The 14,823-nt window shown below is 71.1% G+C and carries 16 protein-coding genes; 9 read left to right on the forward strand and 7 right to left on the reverse strand.

The annotated features are described in order from the left end of the window. Positions 1-104: 104 nt before the first annotated feature. Positions 105-845 carry a methyltransferase domain-containing protein gene (locus tag ABGB01_RS18285; RefSeq protein WP_347774642.1) on the reverse strand — a complete coding sequence of 247 codons (741 nt, stop codon included), beginning with the start codon at positions 843-845 and terminating at the stop codon, positions 105-107. A gap of 234 nt (positions 846-1,079) precedes the next feature. On the opposite strand from ABGB01_RS18285, the gene ABGB01_RS18290 reads away from it, so the two are divergent. The 8 genes from ABGB01_RS18290 to ABGB01_RS18325 all read left to right on the forward strand — a co-directional run bounded on the left by ABGB01_RS18290 (position 1,080) and on the right by ABGB01_RS18325 (position 7,536). Continuing rightward, entirely contained in the window at positions 1,080-1,685 is a 606-nt protein-coding gene (locus ABGB01_RS18290) for a sigma-70 family RNA polymerase sigma factor (protein ID WP_132510087.1), read from the forward strand. Further along, positions 1,682-1,948 (forward strand): mycothiol system anti-sigma-R factor, encoded by a 267-nt coding sequence (rsrA, locus tag ABGB01_RS18295; protein ID WP_132594015.1) that lies wholly within the window; start codon positions 1,682-1,684, stop codon positions 1,946-1,948. Before ABGB01_RS18290 ends, rsrA begins: the two co-directional genes overlap by 4 nt. Positions 1,949-1,958: 10 nt before the next feature. Continuing rightward, positions 1,959-2,900, forward strand: a complete 942-nt coding sequence (locus tag ABGB01_RS18300; protein WP_347774644.1) for an NAD-dependent epimerase/dehydratase family protein — start codon at positions 1,959-1,961, stop codon at positions 2,898-2,900. 94 nt (positions 2,901-2,994) lie between these two features. After that, positions 2,995-3,117: a hypothetical protein gene (locus ABGB01_RS18305; RefSeq protein ID WP_347624878.1), complete on the forward strand. Its 123-nt coding sequence runs from the start codon at positions 2,995-2,997 to the stop codon at positions 3,115-3,117. A gap of 18 nt (positions 3,118-3,135) precedes the next feature. After that, positions 3,136-4,491, forward strand: coding sequence for an HD-GYP domain-containing protein (locus tag ABGB01_RS18310; protein ID WP_347774646.1), 1,356 nt, complete (start codon positions 3,136-3,138; stop codon positions 4,489-4,491). Continuing rightward, positions 4,488-5,783, forward strand: a complete 1,296-nt coding sequence (locus ABGB01_RS18315) for an HD domain-containing phosphohydrolase (protein WP_347774647.1) — start codon at positions 4,488-4,490, stop codon at positions 5,781-5,783. Before ABGB01_RS18310 ends, ABGB01_RS18315 begins: the two co-directional genes overlap by 4 nt. Positions 5,784-5,915: 132 nt before the next feature. After that, entirely contained in the window at positions 5,916-7,280 is a 1,365-nt protein-coding gene (locus tag ABGB01_RS18320) for a biotin carboxylase N-terminal domain-containing protein (protein WP_347774648.1), read from the forward strand. Between the two features lie 40 nt (positions 7,281-7,320). Then, a complete protein-coding gene (locus ABGB01_RS18325; protein ID WP_132336371.1) occupies positions 7,321-7,536 on the forward strand; it encodes a biotin/lipoyl-binding carrier protein in 216 nt (71 codons plus the stop codon). A gap of 6 nt (positions 7,537-7,542) precedes the next feature. Here ABGB01_RS18325 and ABGB01_RS18330 read toward each other — a convergent pair whose 3' ends face one another. Further along, on the reverse strand, positions 7,543-7,932 hold the full coding sequence (locus tag ABGB01_RS18330) for a hotdog domain-containing protein (RefSeq protein ID WP_347774650.1): 390 nt from the start codon (positions 7,930-7,932) through the stop codon (positions 7,543-7,545). A 235-nt stretch (positions 7,933-8,167) separates the two neighbouring features. On the opposite strand from ABGB01_RS18330, the gene ABGB01_RS18335 reads away from it, so the two are divergent. After that, a complete protein-coding gene (locus ABGB01_RS18335) occupies positions 8,168-9,718 on the forward strand; it encodes a serine/threonine protein kinase (RefSeq protein ID WP_347774651.1) in 1,551 nt (516 codons plus the stop codon). Positions 9,719-9,720: 2 nt separating this feature from the next. Here ABGB01_RS18335 and ABGB01_RS18340 read toward each other — a convergent pair whose 3' ends face one another. The 5 genes from ABGB01_RS18340 to bioD form a co-directional block, all read right to left on the reverse strand. Further along, positions 9,721-11,367 carry an acetolactate synthase gene (locus tag ABGB01_RS18340; protein WP_347774652.1) on the reverse strand — a complete coding sequence of 549 codons (1,647 nt, stop codon included), beginning with the start codon at positions 11,365-11,367 and terminating at the stop codon, positions 9,721-9,723. A gap of 63 nt (positions 11,368-11,430) precedes the next feature. After that, positions 11,431-12,207, reverse strand: a complete 777-nt coding sequence (locus tag ABGB01_RS18345) for a hypothetical protein (protein WP_347774653.1) — start codon at positions 12,205-12,207, stop codon at positions 11,431-11,433. Further along, entirely contained in the window at positions 12,204-12,860 is a 657-nt protein-coding gene (locus tag ABGB01_RS18350; RefSeq protein WP_347624504.1) for a response regulator transcription factor, read from the reverse strand. Before ABGB01_RS18350 ends, ABGB01_RS18345 begins: the two co-directional genes overlap by 4 nt. Next, a complete protein-coding gene (locus ABGB01_RS18355; RefSeq protein WP_347774654.1) occupies positions 12,851-14,011 on the reverse strand; it encodes a histidine kinase in 1,161 nt (386 codons plus the stop codon). The genes ABGB01_RS18350 and ABGB01_RS18355 overlap by 10 nt, the downstream gene beginning before the upstream one ends. Positions 14,012-14,100: 89 nt before the next feature. Then, positions 14,101-14,814 (reverse strand): dethiobiotin synthase, encoded by a 714-nt coding sequence (gene bioD, locus ABGB01_RS18360; protein ID WP_347774655.1) that lies wholly within the window; start codon positions 14,812-14,814, stop codon positions 14,101-14,103. Between the last annotated feature and the right edge of the window lie 9 nt (positions 14,815-14,823).

Raw genomic sequence — 14,823 nt, forward strand, 5'->3', positions numbered from 1 at the left:
CCGCCGGCCACGAAGAACGGCGGCCCGGCCAGGAGGCAGGGCCGGTCGGCAGGGCCTGCCGGCAGGCGGCTGGCGGAACCGCCGGCAGGGCCGTCGGCAGGCGGTCAGCGCTTGCGGGCGCTGGCCACCAGGTGGATGCCGACGGTGTCGTCGTCGTCGGGATGGGCCTCGAGCTCCGTACGCACCAGATAGGACAGGGCGCGCGCGTCGGACGAGAGCACGTGGTCGACCGTGGACGGCGACAACACCGTGCGCGGCCGCATCCACTCCACCTCCAGCCCGGTGCCCGCCAGCAACTCGCGCAGCTGCCCGCTGCTGAAGCAGCGCGTGATGCTGCCGTCGGGCCACGGCACGAGCATGACCTCGCCGGTCTGGCGCAGGTGCTGCCACTGACCCTGCTCGGCCAGGATCGCCATGCCCAGCACGAGCGAGTCGACGCACACCAGCGCCCGGCCGCCGGGGCGCAACACCCTCGCCACGTCGCTCATCGCCGACTCGGCCATCAGCTCGACCGACATCGCACGCTCTTCGGCGAGGACGGCGTCCACGCTCTCGTCGGGCAGGAACGACAGATCGTCGGCGCGTATGTGACGGACGCGGTCGGCGTCGCGCAATCGGGACTGCGCGTCGACCGTGCGGCGGAAGTCGAGCACCTCGATCACCCGGTGCCCGGCCCTGGCCGCCTGGCCGGACCACCGGCCGCGGCCACCGGACAGGTCGAGGATCACGGAGGGCTGGCTGGGAAGCCATCGGTTCAGTTGCTCGGCGGCGACGGCGCGATAGAAGGTCCAGTACGGCCCGAGCGTCCCTGAGCCGTTCAGTTCCTCGGCCGGAATGGGCAGCACACGCGACTCCTGGGTTACGGAAAAAAGGGCTACCAGCCGGTACGTATGACGTTCCCCGCACCGGGTCCTTCGTACCTTCTATCTTGCGGGAACAGACGAGGGCACGGGGGTGTTGCGACGAGCATGCTCACATTGCTCAGCCCCCAACCCGCTGACCAGGAGGTCACGGGCCAGCGGGTATCCTCCCCTGAGTACGGTGTTCCGCCACGGTCGGCCACCGGTGATCTTAGGGGGGTGGGTCCGGTGCCCGCGACAGGCGCGGAGACGCTGGAGCAGCGAAGCGAGCGATTCGAGCGCGACGTCATGCCGTATCTCGAGCAGCTCTACTCCGCGGCGCTCCGGATGACCCGAAATCCCGCGGACGCGGAGGACCTGCTGCAGGAGACCTTCGCCAAGGCGTTCGCGTCGTTCCACCAGTTCCAGCAGGGCACCAACCTCAAGGCGTGGCTCTACCGGATCCTGACCAACACCTTCATCAACAGTTACCGCAAGAAGCAGCGCGAGCCGAAGCAGTCGGGCGCCGAGGAGATCGAGGACTGGCAGCTCGCGCGGGCTGAGTCCCACACCTCGAGCGGGCTGAAGTCGGCCGAGGTCGAGGCGCTCGAGCACCTGCCCGACGGCGACATCAAGCAGGCGCTGGCGGCCCTGCCCGAGGAGTTCAGGATCGCCGTCTACCTGGCTGATGTCGAGGGCTTCCCCTACAAGGAGATCGCCGACATCATGGGCACTCCGATCGGCACCGTGATGTCGAGGCTGCACAGGGGACGCAGGCAGTTGCGGGGCCTCCTTGAGGACTATGCTCGCGAGCGTGGCCTGGTCCCGGCGGAGGGATCGAAATGAGCTGTGGCAACCCGCATGACACCGACTGTCGCGAGGTGCTCGACAAGGTTTACGCCTATCTCGACGGCGAGCTGACCGAAAGCGACGTCGCCGACATCCGCGTGCATCTCGACGAGTGCAGCCCGTGCCTGCAGGAATATGATCTGGACAAAGCGGTCAAGGCGCTTGTGCACAAACACTGCGGCTGCGACCCGGTCCCGGCAGACCTGCGATCCAAGGTTCTGGCCCGCATCGCGCAAGTGAGGTCGGAGCTGGCCGACTAGGATCGACCGCATGCGCGCGTTGGTCACCGGGGGTGCCGGGTTCATCGGTTCGAATCTCGTCGATCGTCTGCTGGGCGACGGGCACGAGGTCGACGTGGTCGACGACCTGTCCTCAGGGCGCCGGGACAACCTGGCGCAGGCTAGCGGCAGCGACCGCTTCCGGCTGCACGAGATCGACGTGCGCGATCCCGCGCTGATCGCCCTGGTCGCCGACCTGCAACCCGAGGTCATCTGCCACCTCGCCGCGCAGATCAGCGTGCGCAAGAGCGTCGCCGACCCGGTGCACGACGCCGGCGTCAACGTCGCGGGCACGGCGTCCGTGCTGGCCGCGGCCCACGAGGGGCGCACCCGCAAGGTGGTGTTCGCCTCGTCGGTGGCGGTCTACGGCAGGCCGTCGGCGATCCCGGTGCCCGGCGACGCGCCGACCGACCCGCGTTCCCCCTACGCCGCGTCCAAGCTGAGCGGCGAGACCTACCTCGCCACGTTCCGGGCCCTCTACGGTCTCGAATACACCACGCTGGTGCTCTCCAACGTCTACGGCCCGCGCCAGTCGCCCGAGGGCGAGGCCGGCGTGGTCGCCATCTTCACCGACGCCCTGCTGTCGGGCACGCCCACGGTCCTCTACGGCGACGGCACCCAGACCCGCGACTACATCTACGTCGACGACGTGGTCGACGGCTTCGTCAGGGCGTGCGGGGCGGAGGGCAACGGCCGCAGGTTCAACCTCGGCACCGGCATCCAGACCAGCGACCGCCGGCTGCACTCGCTCATCGCCGACGCGGCGGGCGCCCAGGACAAGCCGGGGTTCGCGCAGCCGCGCGTGGGCGACCTGCCGGCGATGGCGGTCGACCCGGTGCCGGCCCACGACGGGCTCGGCTGGCAGCCGCGCACCGACCTGTCGACCGGCGTGAAGAAGACCGTGGAGTGGGCCGCCGCACATCGCGTCTCGTAGTGGCTTGATTACGCTTTGCTTGCTATTTCACACTCGGGCGGTGCGACCACGTCCTCTTCTGTAGCGTGAAGTTCCACAAGCCGACCGTGGAGGCATGCGTATGTTGAAGGCTATGGTCGCCCGGCTGTTCATGGCCGCCGTGCTGGCCGCTCCGATGGTCATGGTGTTCGGGGGAGCGTTCGGAGGAGCGATCCCACCCGGGGTTTCCTGGACCTGACCGCCGTAGGGGGCCGCAATGCGTGATCTGCCGTGGCCCGCAAGGGCCTATCTGGTCGCTGTGATCGGGGTGGCGGCCGCTCTCATCGTTCGCGGCATCGTGGTCTCCGGCGCCCCCGTGGCTCCGGAGGACCTCGATATCCTGCTCGTGCTCGCGCTGCTGTTCCTGGTGTGCGAGTCGATGCCGACGCTCCTCAACGTGGAGCAGTTCGCCGTCTCGGTGAGCTTCTCGGCCTCGCTGGCCGCCGTGGTGCTGCTCGGTCCCGAGGGGGCGGCGCTGGTGGGGCTGACCGCGAGCGTGAGCGTGCGGCCGGGGCTGCCGTTGATCAAACGGCTGTTCAACGGCGCCCAGTTCGCCATCTGCGGCTTCGCGGCCGGGTGGCTCTACGTCGCGCTCGACGGGCAGGTCGGCGTGCCCCAGGTCAACGCGTTCGACGACCTGATCGGCCCCTACGTCGCGGCCACGGCCGTCTTCGTGCCGCTCAACATCGTCCTCACCCTCACCGTGATCGCGCTGGCCACGGGATCGCGCGCCACCGAGGTGCCGATGCGCGGCATGGTCCAGTTCCTGCTGTCCTACCTGGGCTACGGCACGTTCGGGCTGCTGGTGGCGGGGCTGTGGGCCACCGTGGCGTCGATCTCGGCGGTGCTGGTGCTGGTGCCGCTCTTCGTGGCGCGGTGGGCGTTCGGCCAGTATCACGCGCAGCAGCGCTCCTACGACGCCACCATCGCCGCACTCTGCCAGGCGGTGGAGACGAAAGACTATTACACGCGCGGCCACTGCACGCGGGTCTCGCACGCCTCCTCCATGATCGCTCAGGAGATCGGCATGGGGGTCGAGCGGGTGCGGGCGATCCGCTACGCCGGCATGCTCCACGACGTGGGCAAGCTCGGCGTGCCGACCAAGGTGCTGCAGAAGGACGGGCCGCTCACCGAGGAGGAGTTCGCCGCGATCCAGCTGCATCCGATGCGCGGGCTGGAGATCGTGCGCGGCATCGGGTTCCTCGACGAGGCCTACGCCGGCATCATGCACCACCACGAGCGCCACGACGGCACCGGCTACCCGATGGGGCTGGCCGGTGACGAGATCCCCGAGTTCGCGAAGGTCATCGCGGTGGCCGACGCGTTCGACTCGATGACCTCCGACCGTTCCTACCGCGGTGCCAGGCCGGTGCCGGTGGCCGTGGAAGAGCTGCGCAAGTGCGCCGGCACCCATTTCGACCCGGTCATGGTCGCGGCCTTCATCAGGGCGCTCGACCGCGAGCCGTGGCAGCCGCCGCGCCGCGTCGACCCGCCGCCTCCCGAGGCCGCCGAGTCCCCGATCAAGGACCACGACGACCCGACCATGCCCATCGAGGTCGTGACCGGTCAATGATCACCACAGCGCGTCCCCGGCGGCGGGCCGAGCGGTCCGTGGGCACGGTGCTGCGCCGGTTCGACTCGGGACAGCTCCTGCTCATCTGCGTGGCCGGGCTGGTCGCGGTGGCGGGGGTCGGCTACACCGCCGCCGCCGGGCTCGAACGCCCGGAGATCGCGGTCGGGTTCGGCGCGCTGATCGCGGTCGGCGAGCTGGCCAGGCTCACCATGCCGGGCAACAGGGAGGTCGCGCCCATCGGGGCCGCCGCGGCGCTCGGCTACACGTTGCTGCTCGACCTCAGCCAGCATCCGCTGCGCCACCCCGCACTGCAGGTGGTCGCGGTGATCGCGGTCGGCATGACCGCGGGAGCGCTGCCGCACCTGGCCGTCGGCCGGCCGCCGCGGCTCGACGCGATGGCCAGGCGGCTGCTCATCGGCGCGTTGCCGGCGTTCGCGTTCCGGCCGCTGGCCGACCCGCTCTACGAGCTCACCAAGCCGCCGACCAGCACGTGGTGGCCGGCGCTCGCGGCGATGGCCACGCTCATCACGATCACCTTGCTGATCGACGTGCTGATCGCGGCGCTGCTCAGGGCGGAGCAGGTGCGCACCGCGTTCCGGGTGGCGGTGCGCGACGAGATCAACATGGCGTTCCCGCTGGGCGCCGCCGTGGGTTCGTCGGGCGTGCTGCTCGCGCTGGCCACGCACAGCATGGATCTGGTGGCGCTGCTGGTGTTCGCCGCTCCGCTGCTGGTCACCCAGGTCGCCTTCAGGAAATACGCCGGCATCCGCGCCACCTACCTGCAGACCGTACGCGCCCTGTCCCGGGTGACGGAGGTCGGCGGCTACGTCGAGCCCGGGCACTCGCGCCGGGTGAGCCGGCTGGCCGTGGCCATCGGCAGAGAGCTGGGCATGGCCGAACCCGAACTGCTGGAGCTGGAATACGCGGCGCTGATGCACGACATCGGCCAGCTGTCGTTGCGCGACCCGATCCCCGGCGGCGCCACCGTGCTCACCGAGCCCGAGCAGGCCCGCCGCATCGCCGAGCTGGGCGCCGAGGTGATCCGGCAGACGGGCGTGCTCGACCGCGTGGCCGAGGTGGTCAGACGGCAGTGCGACCCGATCACCGAGGACCCGCCGCTGTCGAGCCGCATCATCAAGGTCGCCAACGCCTACGACGACCTGGTGGGGCCCTCCACCGACCGCGACCGCGCCGGGGCGGCGCTGGAGCGCATCCGGCAGTCCCCGGGCGGCTCCTACGACCCCCACGCGATCGAGTCGCTCGGGCGCGTGATCGACCGTGGCCGCGTCTAAGCTGTTGTCGCCCGCGCGCAGTCACCGGCGCGTGGAGCGCTCCTGATTGTGGGGTTCCTACAGATCGTGCTGGCCGCTTCGGTGGTTTCGGGGGAAAGGGGTCAAGCCTGTGGCGGCCATAAGGTGGTCGGCGTGCTTACTGAGACGCTCGGACCCGTTCTGGTCGCCAACCGAGGTGAGATCGCGCGACGGATCATCCGCACGGTCAGACGGATGGGCCTGCGTGCCGTCGCCGTGCACTCGGAGGCCGACGCCGACCTGCCGTTCGTCCGCGAGGCCGACGAGGCGGTGCTGATCGGCCCGGCCAACCCCGCGCAGAGCTACCTCGACGCCGGCAAGGTGCTGGAGGCGGCGCGGGCGACGGGCGCGCGGTCCGTGCACCCGGGCTACGGGTTCCTCGCCGAGAACGCCGCGTTCGCCAGGGCCGTGATCGAGGCGGGGATGGTGTGGATCGGGCCAGCGCCCGAGGCCATCGACCGGATGGGCGACAAGATCAACGCCAGGAACCTCATGGAGGCCGCGGGCGTTCCGGTCGCCGCGGGCACCCGCGAGCCGGTCACCGACCTGTCGCTGGCGCTGCGGGCCGCGGAGTCCATCGGCTATCCGGTCATGGTCAAGACCGCGGCCGGCGGCGGCGGCATCGGCATGAGCGTGGCCTACGACGACGAGGGCCTGGGCAAGGCGTACGACCAGGCGGCCAGGGCGGCGGCGAGGTTCGCCGGCAGCGCGGGTGACGCGCTCGACGGGCCCGCCGTGCTGCTCGAGCGCTATATCGAGCGGGCCCGCCACGTCGAGGTGCAGATCTTCGGCCTGCCCGACGGCCGGGTCGTGGCGCTGGGCGAGCGCGACTGCTCGGTGCAGCGCCGCCACCAGAAGGTCGTCGAGGAGTCGCCGTCCCCCGGCATCACGCCGGAGTTGCGCGAGCGCATGCTCGCCGCCGCCGTGCGGGCCGGCGAGGCCGTCGGCTATGCCGGTGCGGGCACCGTCGAGTGCCTGGTCGACGCCGACCGGCAGGATTTCGTGTTCCTGGAGATGAACACCCGGCTGCAGGTGGAGCACCCGGTCACCGAGCTGGTCACCGGCGTCGACCTGGTCGAGCTGCAGCTGCGTGTCGCGGCGGGCGAGAGCCCCGAGGTGCCGGCCGAGCCGGCCGGGCACGCGATAGAGTTCCGCGTCTACGCGGAGGACCCGAAGCGGTTCTTCCCCGGCCCTGGCACGATCACGACGTGGGAGGAGCCGGTCGCCGACGGCGTGCGGGTCGACTCCGGCTATGAGATGGGCAACACGGTCACCCCGTTCTACGATCCGCTGATGGCCAAGCTCTGCGTCCGCGGTGAGAACCGCGCCGACGCGCTGGAGAAGGGCCGCAAGGCGGTGGCGGCGTTCACCGTAGAGGGACCGAAGAACAATCTGCCATTCTGTGCGGAGCTGCTGGAGAACGCGGAGTTCGTCGCCGGCGACTACGACACCGGTCTGGTCGCGCGCATGCGCGCCTAGGTCGTGAACATCATCGGATCATGGAAAGAGGGGAGTCGCGGTGGCTGAGGTACGCGCCGAGATGGTGGCCAACGTGTGGAAGGTCGTCGTCCGCGAGGGCGACACCGTCTCCGAGGGTGACACGCTCGTCATCCTCGAGTCGATGAAGATGGAGATCCCGGTGCTCGCCGAGGACGACGGCACGGTGGCCCAGCTCAAGGTGGCCGAGGGCGACGTGATCCAGGAAGGCGACCTGATCGCCGTCATCGACGACTAGCGGCCCTCACGTCGTGCGCCGTTCGCTCGCGGCCAGGAATCTGGCGCGGTCGACGAGGACGCGCTCGATCGTGCCCTTGCCCACGACGGAGTGCTCGTCGTGGGCCTCGAAGGCGAAGATCAGGCGACGGCCGTCGACCCGCGTCAGCTCGACGCCGAGCTGCACGCGTGTGCCGAGCGGGCTGGCGGCCACGTGCTCCAGCTCGACCCGGGTGCCGACGGACGTCTGGCCCGGCGCGAGGTGCCGCTCGACGGCGCGCACGGTCGCCGCCTCGGCCAGCGCGAGCAGCCGGGGCGTCGCCAGCACGGGCACGTCTCCGCTGCCCACGCTCTTGGCGGTGTCGTCCATCTCGACCACGATGAGCGACTGGGCGCGAAGACCAGGAGCGAGCGTCATGGGATCAGCCTAGCGATCCGGCCGTTGAGTTCCGCGAAACGCGGACAAGGCCCGCCGTGAGGCCGCAGGATAGAGTTTGTACGGCTTGAGGCATTTGAGTGGCATGTGGGACAGGTGAGTCGTACACTCTCTGACTTCCGTGACCACTGTGTTACCTTACCGCGATGAAAGTTCGCTTTGTTGGAGACTCGCGGGGTGGGAGAGGTTACTGAAGTAGGGGGGTAACGGGGGCGTCATGGTGGCACAAGGGACGACGCTGGCGGGGCGGTATCGATTGGATACCCGCATCGGCGCCGGCGGCATGGGCGAGGTGTGGCGCGGCGAGGATATCGTCCTGGCCCGCACCGTCGCCGTCAAGGTGCTGCTGCCAGGCCGTATGGAGGACCCGGGGTTCGTCGCTCGCTTCCAGGGGGAGGCGCGGGCGATGGCCACGATCAACCACAGCGGTGTGGTCGACGTCTACGACTACGGCGTCAGCGGCGACACCGTCTACCTGGTGATGAAGTTCGTCGACGGCGAGCCGCTCGACCGCTTACTGTCCAGGCTGGGCCGGATCGCGCCGCAGCAGGCCATGGAGCTGATCGCGCAGGCCGCCTCGGCGTTGCAGGCCGTGCACGACCAGGGCATCGTGCACCGCGACGTCAAGCCGGGCAACCTGCTCGTGCAGCGCGACGGCACGCTGGTGCTGACCGACTTCGGCATCGCCAGGTCCGATCTGGCCAACCGGCTCACCGACGCCGGCATGGTGCTGGGCACGGCCGCCTACTGCGCCCCCGAGCAGGCCGAAGGTGCGCCTGTCACGCCCGCGGTCGACATCTACGCGCTCGGCGTGGTCGCGTACGAGTGCCTGATGGGGCAGCGTCCGTTCGACGGCGACAGCGCGGTCACGATCGCGCTCAAGCACATCCGCGAGGCCCCGCCGCCGCTGCCCGCCGAGATCCCCCCGGCGGTGCGCACGCTGGTCGAGGTCGCGCTGTCGAAAGATCCGGCCAGGCGCTACCCCTCGGCCAAGGCCATGAGCGAGGCGGCCCGCGCGGCCGCCAGCGGGCAGCCCGTGCCCGAGCCGGTTCAGGCGCCTCCCGCTGCTGCTCCGCCGATGGAGGCGTACCAGACCGGTGCGCACCAGCAGGCATCCCAGGACACGAACGTGTCCGAGCGTCGCGGCGGCAGCCGGCGGGCGGCGAAGGCGCCGCGCAGGACCGGCCTGATCACGGGCATCGCGGTCGCGGTGGTGCTCGGCGCGGGCGCCGGCGCGGTCGCCCTGACGGGCATGACCCCCGGCGAGCCGCAGGTCACCGAGACCGCTGTTCCGCGGGGCGACACGTCGTCCATCCAGCCCCCCCGCGAGACGAAGACCACCAGGCCGCCCAGGCCCGACCCGACGACCTCGGAACCCAGGCCGACCACCAGGCCGCCCAGGCCCGACCCGACGACCTCGGAGCCCAAGCCGACCAGGACCCCCACCCGCACGCCGACGCCCACCACGACGCCCACCACCACGCCGTCGGGCTCTCCCACGCCCACCGCCGGCAAGAAGCGCGTGCCCAAGGTGGTCGGGAAGAGGTTCCTCGAGGCGCAGGACATCCTCCTGGCGATGGGCTTCGAGGTGGACCTCGACGACCAGACCACCACCACCGCCGGTCTGCGCTGCGGCACCGTCAAGGCCATGACGCCCAAGGGCGGCACCCAGGTGAACGAAGGTGCCATGATCACGCTGGTCGTCGTCGACAGCCCCTGCACGAGCGGCAGCCCGAGCCCCACCCCGTCGGCCACCCCGAAGCAGTAGCGTCACACCCCCGTCGTGTTGCGGGGGTAGGCGATCTGCGGGTCGGTGGCGATGTTCACCATGTAGGGGATGCCCGAGTCGAACGCCCTGCGCAGCGCGGGCCCGATCTCCGACGGCTTGGTGACGAGCTCGCCGCCGCCGCCGAGCGCGGTCACGACCTGGTCGTAGCGGCACTGGGGCTGCAGCTCGGCCGCCACGTCGTAGCCGTACAACATCTGCATGGGGTGCTTCTCCAGGCCCCAGATGCCGTTGTTGCCGCAGATCATGACGACCGGCAGCCGGTGGCGTACGAGGGTGTCGACGTCCATCAGGGAGAACCCGGCGGCGCCGTCGCCGAGCAGCAGCACGACCTGTGAGGACGGCCTGGCCAGGCGGGCGGCGATGGAGTAGCCGAGGCCGGTGCCGAGACAGCCGTACGGGCCGGGGTCGAGCCAGTTGCCCGGCTGCCGGGGCTCGACGTATTTGCCCGCGTAGGAGACGAAGTCGCCGCCGTCGCCGATGACCACGGCGTCGTCGGCCAGGATCTTGCCCAGCTCGCCGTAGATGCGCATGGGGTGGATCGGGTCGGAGTCGGAGGCCAGCAACTCGGCGTCGCCGGCGATGGCCGCGGCGGCCGTGTCGGACAACCTCGTCACCCAGGGGGCGTAGGCGTCGGGTTTGACGCCGGCGTCGCCACAGGCGGCGCCGAGGCTCCAGAACACCACTGACAGGTCGCCCGCGGCGGACGCGGCCGGCTGCATGTGCGTGGCCAGCTGCGACGGCGCGTCGGCGATGTGGACCACGCGGGCCAGCGGCGCGCCGTCCTTGCCGCCGAACCAGCCGTAGCCGAGGCGGAAGTCGAGCGGGGTGCCGACCACGATCACCAGGTCGGCCTGGGAGAAGGCGAGCCCGCGCGCCCGGGTGACGAGCAGCTGGTGCCCGGACGGCAGGATGCCGCGGCCCTGGCCGTTGGGGATGACCGGCAGCCGCCACGTCTCGGCGAAGTCGCGGGCGGCCTCCTCGGCGCGCTCCATCCACACGTCGGATCCGTAAACCAGCACGGGCCGCTCGGCCTCGGCCAGCAGCCGTGCGATGCCGGCCAGGTCGCCGGGGTCGGGCTCCAGCGGCGAGGGCGTCTGCGTCTGCACGTCGTGCAACGGCGACGGAGAGAACAGGTGGTCCATGTAGAAGTCGAGGAACACCGGGCCGCGATGGGAGGCGACCGCCGTGCGGAAGGCCATCTCGACCTCGTGGCCGATGGACTCGGCGCCGCTCGCCGTGAACGACAGCTTGGTGATCGGGTCGAGCAGCGGCGGGTGGTCCATCTCCTGCAGCGCGCCGCTGCCCCAGCGCGACTGGGGCGCCCGGCCGCCCATGACGACCACGGGAGAGCCGTTGAAGTGGGCGGTCGCGACGCCGCTGACGCCGTTGGTGATGCCGGGGCCGGCGGTCAGCACGGCCAGCCCGGGCTTCCTGGTCAGCCGGGCCGTCGCTTCGGCGGCGAAGACCGCGCTCTGCTCGTGGCGTACGTCGAGGATGCGCATCTCCTCGTGCACGGCGCCGTCGTAGAGCGGAAAGACGTGCCCTCCCGACAGGGTGAACATGGTCTCGACGCCATAGGCCTTGGACACGGCGACGGCGGCGTCACCGGCGTGCTTCGCAGACTCCATGCCGGGAACTTACCAACCAGTCACAAGAGTAAACAGGTCTTAAGGCCCGGACACAGGTGATCTTCAGCGGCAGCACAGGGTGACGGTGCCGTCCGGCGCCCTCGCGGTGATCTTCCGCGGCGAGCTGGGGTCCCTGCCGATGTTCAGGGTGCTGTTGCGGGCGACCACCGAGACGTCGTACGAGCCCTCGCGTACGTGCACCTGCACGTCGCCGGACGTCCTGACGACGGCCTTCACGGTCGCCGGCGGGTTGGCGAACGACAGGCTCACGTTGCCCGCCCCGACCTCCACATCGGCCTCCTCGGCGTTGAGCGTGTCGGCGCGGACGCTGCCGGTGCCGACCCTGGCCCAGAGGGAGCCGGCGACGTCGTCGACGCTCACGTCGCCGGTGACGGAGGTCAGGCGCACGTCGCCGTACACGTTGTCGACGCTGAGCATGCCACCGGTCGTGCCGGCCTCGATGTCGGTCTCGGGCGGCACGAAGAGCAGGTAGTCGGCCCTGCAGAGAGGGCCGTCCGGCTGGTCGGCGCCGGGGCAGACGGCCTCGAGCCGCAGAGTGCTCGTACGCGCGTCCCAGTCCTCCGTGACGGCGGGCCGGTCGCGGGTCCACCGCAGGGACCTGGAGATGAGCAGCTCGCCGGCGTTGCCCGGCAGGATGGCCACGTCGACGTCGCCCCTGGCGGCGTTGATCTGGATCCTGCGCTCGGTGAACGGAATCGACCGTGATGTAACCTCCTCGGGCGTCCTGGCCCTGGCGAACGTGCGCCAGAGCACCGTCGTGGACACCAGCAGCGCCACCGTGGTCGTCAGCGCGCCCACGACCAGCCAGGCCGCTCTCATGGCAGGCTCCTGATCCTGAGGAAGCGCAGCACGGCGAGCACCCGCCGGTGGTCGCCCTCGGCGGGCGACAGGTCGAGCTTGGTGAAGATGTTGCCGATGTGCTTGCCGACCGCCCCTTCACTGAGCACCAACGCCTGGCCGATGCCCGCGTTAGAACGGCCTTCCGCCATCAGCTGGAGCACCTCGTGCTCGCGCGGCGTCAGGCGCTCCAGCGGGTCGCTGTTGCCGCGTAGCAGCAACTGGGCGACCACCTCGGGGTCGAGGGCGGTGCCGCCGGAGGCCACCCTGCGCAGCGCGTCGATGAACTCGGCCACGTCGGCCACCCGGTCCTTGAGGAGGTAGCCGACGCCGCCGGTCGCGGCCGAGGCCAGCAGTTGGGCGGCGTAGCGCTCCTCGACGTACTGGGAGAGCACGAGGACCGCGAGGCCCGGCTGCTGGCGGCGCAGAAGGAGCGCGGCCCGCAGCCCCTCGTCGGTGTGCGTGGGCGGCATCCTGACGTCGGTGATGACCAGCTCGGGCCGGTGTTCCTCGGCCGCCCGCAGCAGCCCCTCGGCCTCGTCCACGGCCGCCACCACGTCCATGCCGGAGGCGTCGAGGAGCCGGATCAGGCCCTCTCGCAGCAGCACGGAGTCTTCGGCCAGCACTACTCGCACGGCAGTTCCACCTCGATCGTCGTCGGGCCCCCCAGCGGGCTGGACAACCGGAGCGACCCGTCGACCGCGTCGATCCGCTGGGCCAGGCCGCGCAGCCCGGTGCCGCCGTCCAGTGCGGCGCCGCCGCAGCCGTCGTCGTAGACCTCCACGTGCAGGCGGTCGCGCTCGCGCCGCACGTTCACCTCGGCCTTGGTGGCCGAGGCGTGTTTGGCGATGTTGGTCAGTGCTTCGGACACGATGAAGAACGCCACCGCCTCGATGGTCGGACTCGTACGCCGCTCGATGTCGACCCGGAGTTTGACCGGCACGGGCGCGCGGGCGGCGACTCCGGACAGCGCCGCGTCCAGGCCCTGGTCGTTGAGCACGGCCGGGTGCAGCCCTCTGACGAAGTCGCGCAGCTCCTTGAGCGCCTGCTTGGCCTCCTCGTGAGCCTGCTCGATCGCCTGGCGGGCCGGCTCGGGCAGGTCGGTCAGGGTGGCCCTGGCCAGGCCGAGGTTCATGGCGAGCGAGACCAGCCGCTGCTGCGCGCCATCGTGCAGGTCACGCTCGATCCTGCGGCGCTCGGCGTCGGCCGCGTCGATGACACCGGCCCGGCTCTCGGTCAGCGTCTCGATCCGCTGCCCCAGCTCCGAGCGGCTGGGCCCGAGGAGCGTACGCGCCACCAGCAGGTCGAGTGCCGCCATGCCGCGCGCCAGGAAGGGAGCGAGGACGAGCAGCGCGAGCCCCACCCCCATGAAGATCCCCAGCACGCGCTCGTCGCGCAGGTCGAACTCGAACACCATGGGCGGGGGCTCCAGCTGCGGCGGCAGGAACGACAGCAGCCCCACGAACGATCCGCCCCACACCACGGCCACCAGGAACGCCGCGGCGGCGCCCACGAACGGCGACAGCAGGTGGTAGGCGATCTGCCGCCACGCCGTGGGGCTCCGCCATCCCGCCAGGGGCGGTGTGGGCGGGATGCGCACCCCCTGGAACGCCGCGAACCGGGAGCACTGCACCCGCGTGAACCACGGCAGAGCCCGCCACAGCAGGCGAGGGACCACGGCCAGCAGGACCGTCAGCCCGCCGAGCAGCACGGCGACCGGCAGGCCGGTCATGACGTGAGCCGTGTCGAGCCAGGCCCGTGCCGACCACGGACGGGGGACTGTCATGCCTCAACGGTATTGACCGGCGGGGGAGCCGCGAAATAGGCCTGGTGTGCTGGTGCGTGGTGGGGTTAGCCCCACCATCGGAACCCGTGTCAGAGGACCTGCCTCCGGAAGGCCGCGGGGTCGAACGTGCCGCCCAGCGTGGCGCCCAGCCCTTTCCGCGCCACCTCGGCGAACGCCTGCCTGTCCAGGTCGCCCGCGCCGTCGGGCAGCGCTCCGGCCAGCGGCCGCGCGGCCAGCATCTCCAGGTCGGCCACGCCGCTGCGCGCGGCCGTCCCCGGCCGCCGCGGCCACCGGCCGATGACCAGGCCGGCCAGGTCGAGCCCGCGATGGGCCAGCGCCTCCAGGGTGAGCGCGGTGTGGTTGACCGCGGCGCCCCCGGCCCCGGTCACGACGAGCACCTGAGCGTTGAGGGCGCGCGCGAGGTCGGCTACGGTGGCGCCGTCCTCGTCGAAGCGCTCCAGCAGCCCTCCGGTGCCCTCAACGACCACCAGCCGGTTGCTCTCACCCAGCTCTCGCACCAGTTCGGCGGCCCCGGCCAGCGACACGGGCGGCATGCCTGCCGCCCTCGCCGCGGCGGCGGGGGAGAGTGGGTCGGTGAACCGGCGCAGCTCGAAGGTGGTGGTCACCCCGGACAGCCGGATCACGTGGTCGACGTCGCCCGGCTCACCGGGGGTCACGCCGGTCTGGGCGGGCTTGACCACGGCGGTCGCTGCCCCGCGCGCCAGCGACAACACGGCCACGGCTGCCGTCGACACGGTCTTGCCCACCCCGGAGCCGGTGCCGGTGACGACGAGAATGCTCATGGACGTCAG

Origin of the sequence: Nonomuraea sp. B5E05 (assembly GCF_039880665.1) — a bacterium.
In the GTDB taxonomy this organism is placed as follows: Bacteria; Actinomycetota; Actinomycetes; order Streptosporangiales; family Streptosporangiaceae; genus Nonomuraea.

Coding starts and splice junctions, on each gene's coding strand:
- ABGB01_RS18305 (WP_347624878.1), top strand. CDS start 2,995: ATGCGTATGTTGAAGGCTATGGTCGCCCGGCTGTTCATGGCCGCCGTG.
- bioD (WP_347774655.1), bottom strand. CDS start 14,814: ATGAGCATTCTCGTCGTCACCGGCACCGGCTCCGGGGTGGGCAAGACC.
- ABGB01_RS18300 (WP_347774644.1), top strand. CDS start 1,959: ATGCGCGCGTTGGTCACCGGGGGTGCCGGGTTCATCGGTTCGAATCTC.
- ABGB01_RS18340 (WP_347774652.1), bottom strand. CDS start 11,367: ATGGAGTCTGCGAAGCACGCCGGTGACGCCGCCGTCGCCGTGTCCAAG.
- ABGB01_RS18310 (WP_347774646.1), top strand. CDS start 3,136: ATGCGTGATCTGCCGTGGCCCGCAAGGGCCTATCTGGTCGCTGTGATC.
- rsrA (WP_132594015.1), top strand. CDS start 1,682: ATGAGCTGTGGCAACCCGCATGACACCGACTGTCGCGAGGTGCTCGAC.
- ABGB01_RS18335 (WP_347774651.1), top strand. CDS start 8,168: ATGGTGGCACAAGGGACGACGCTGGCGGGGCGGTATCGATTGGATACC.
- ABGB01_RS18345 (WP_347774653.1), bottom strand. CDS start 12,207: ATGAGAGCGGCCTGGCTGGTCGTGGGCGCGCTGACGACCACGGTGGCG.
- ABGB01_RS18315 (WP_347774647.1), top strand. CDS start 4,488: ATGATCACCACAGCGCGTCCCCGGCGGCGGGCCGAGCGGTCCGTGGGC.
- ABGB01_RS18355 (WP_347774654.1), bottom strand. CDS start 14,011: ATGACAGTCCCCCGTCCGTGGTCGGCACGGGCCTGGCTCGACACGGCT.
- ABGB01_RS18330 (WP_347774650.1), bottom strand. CDS start 7,932: ATGACGCTCGCTCCTGGTCTTCGCGCCCAGTCGCTCATCGTGGTCGAG.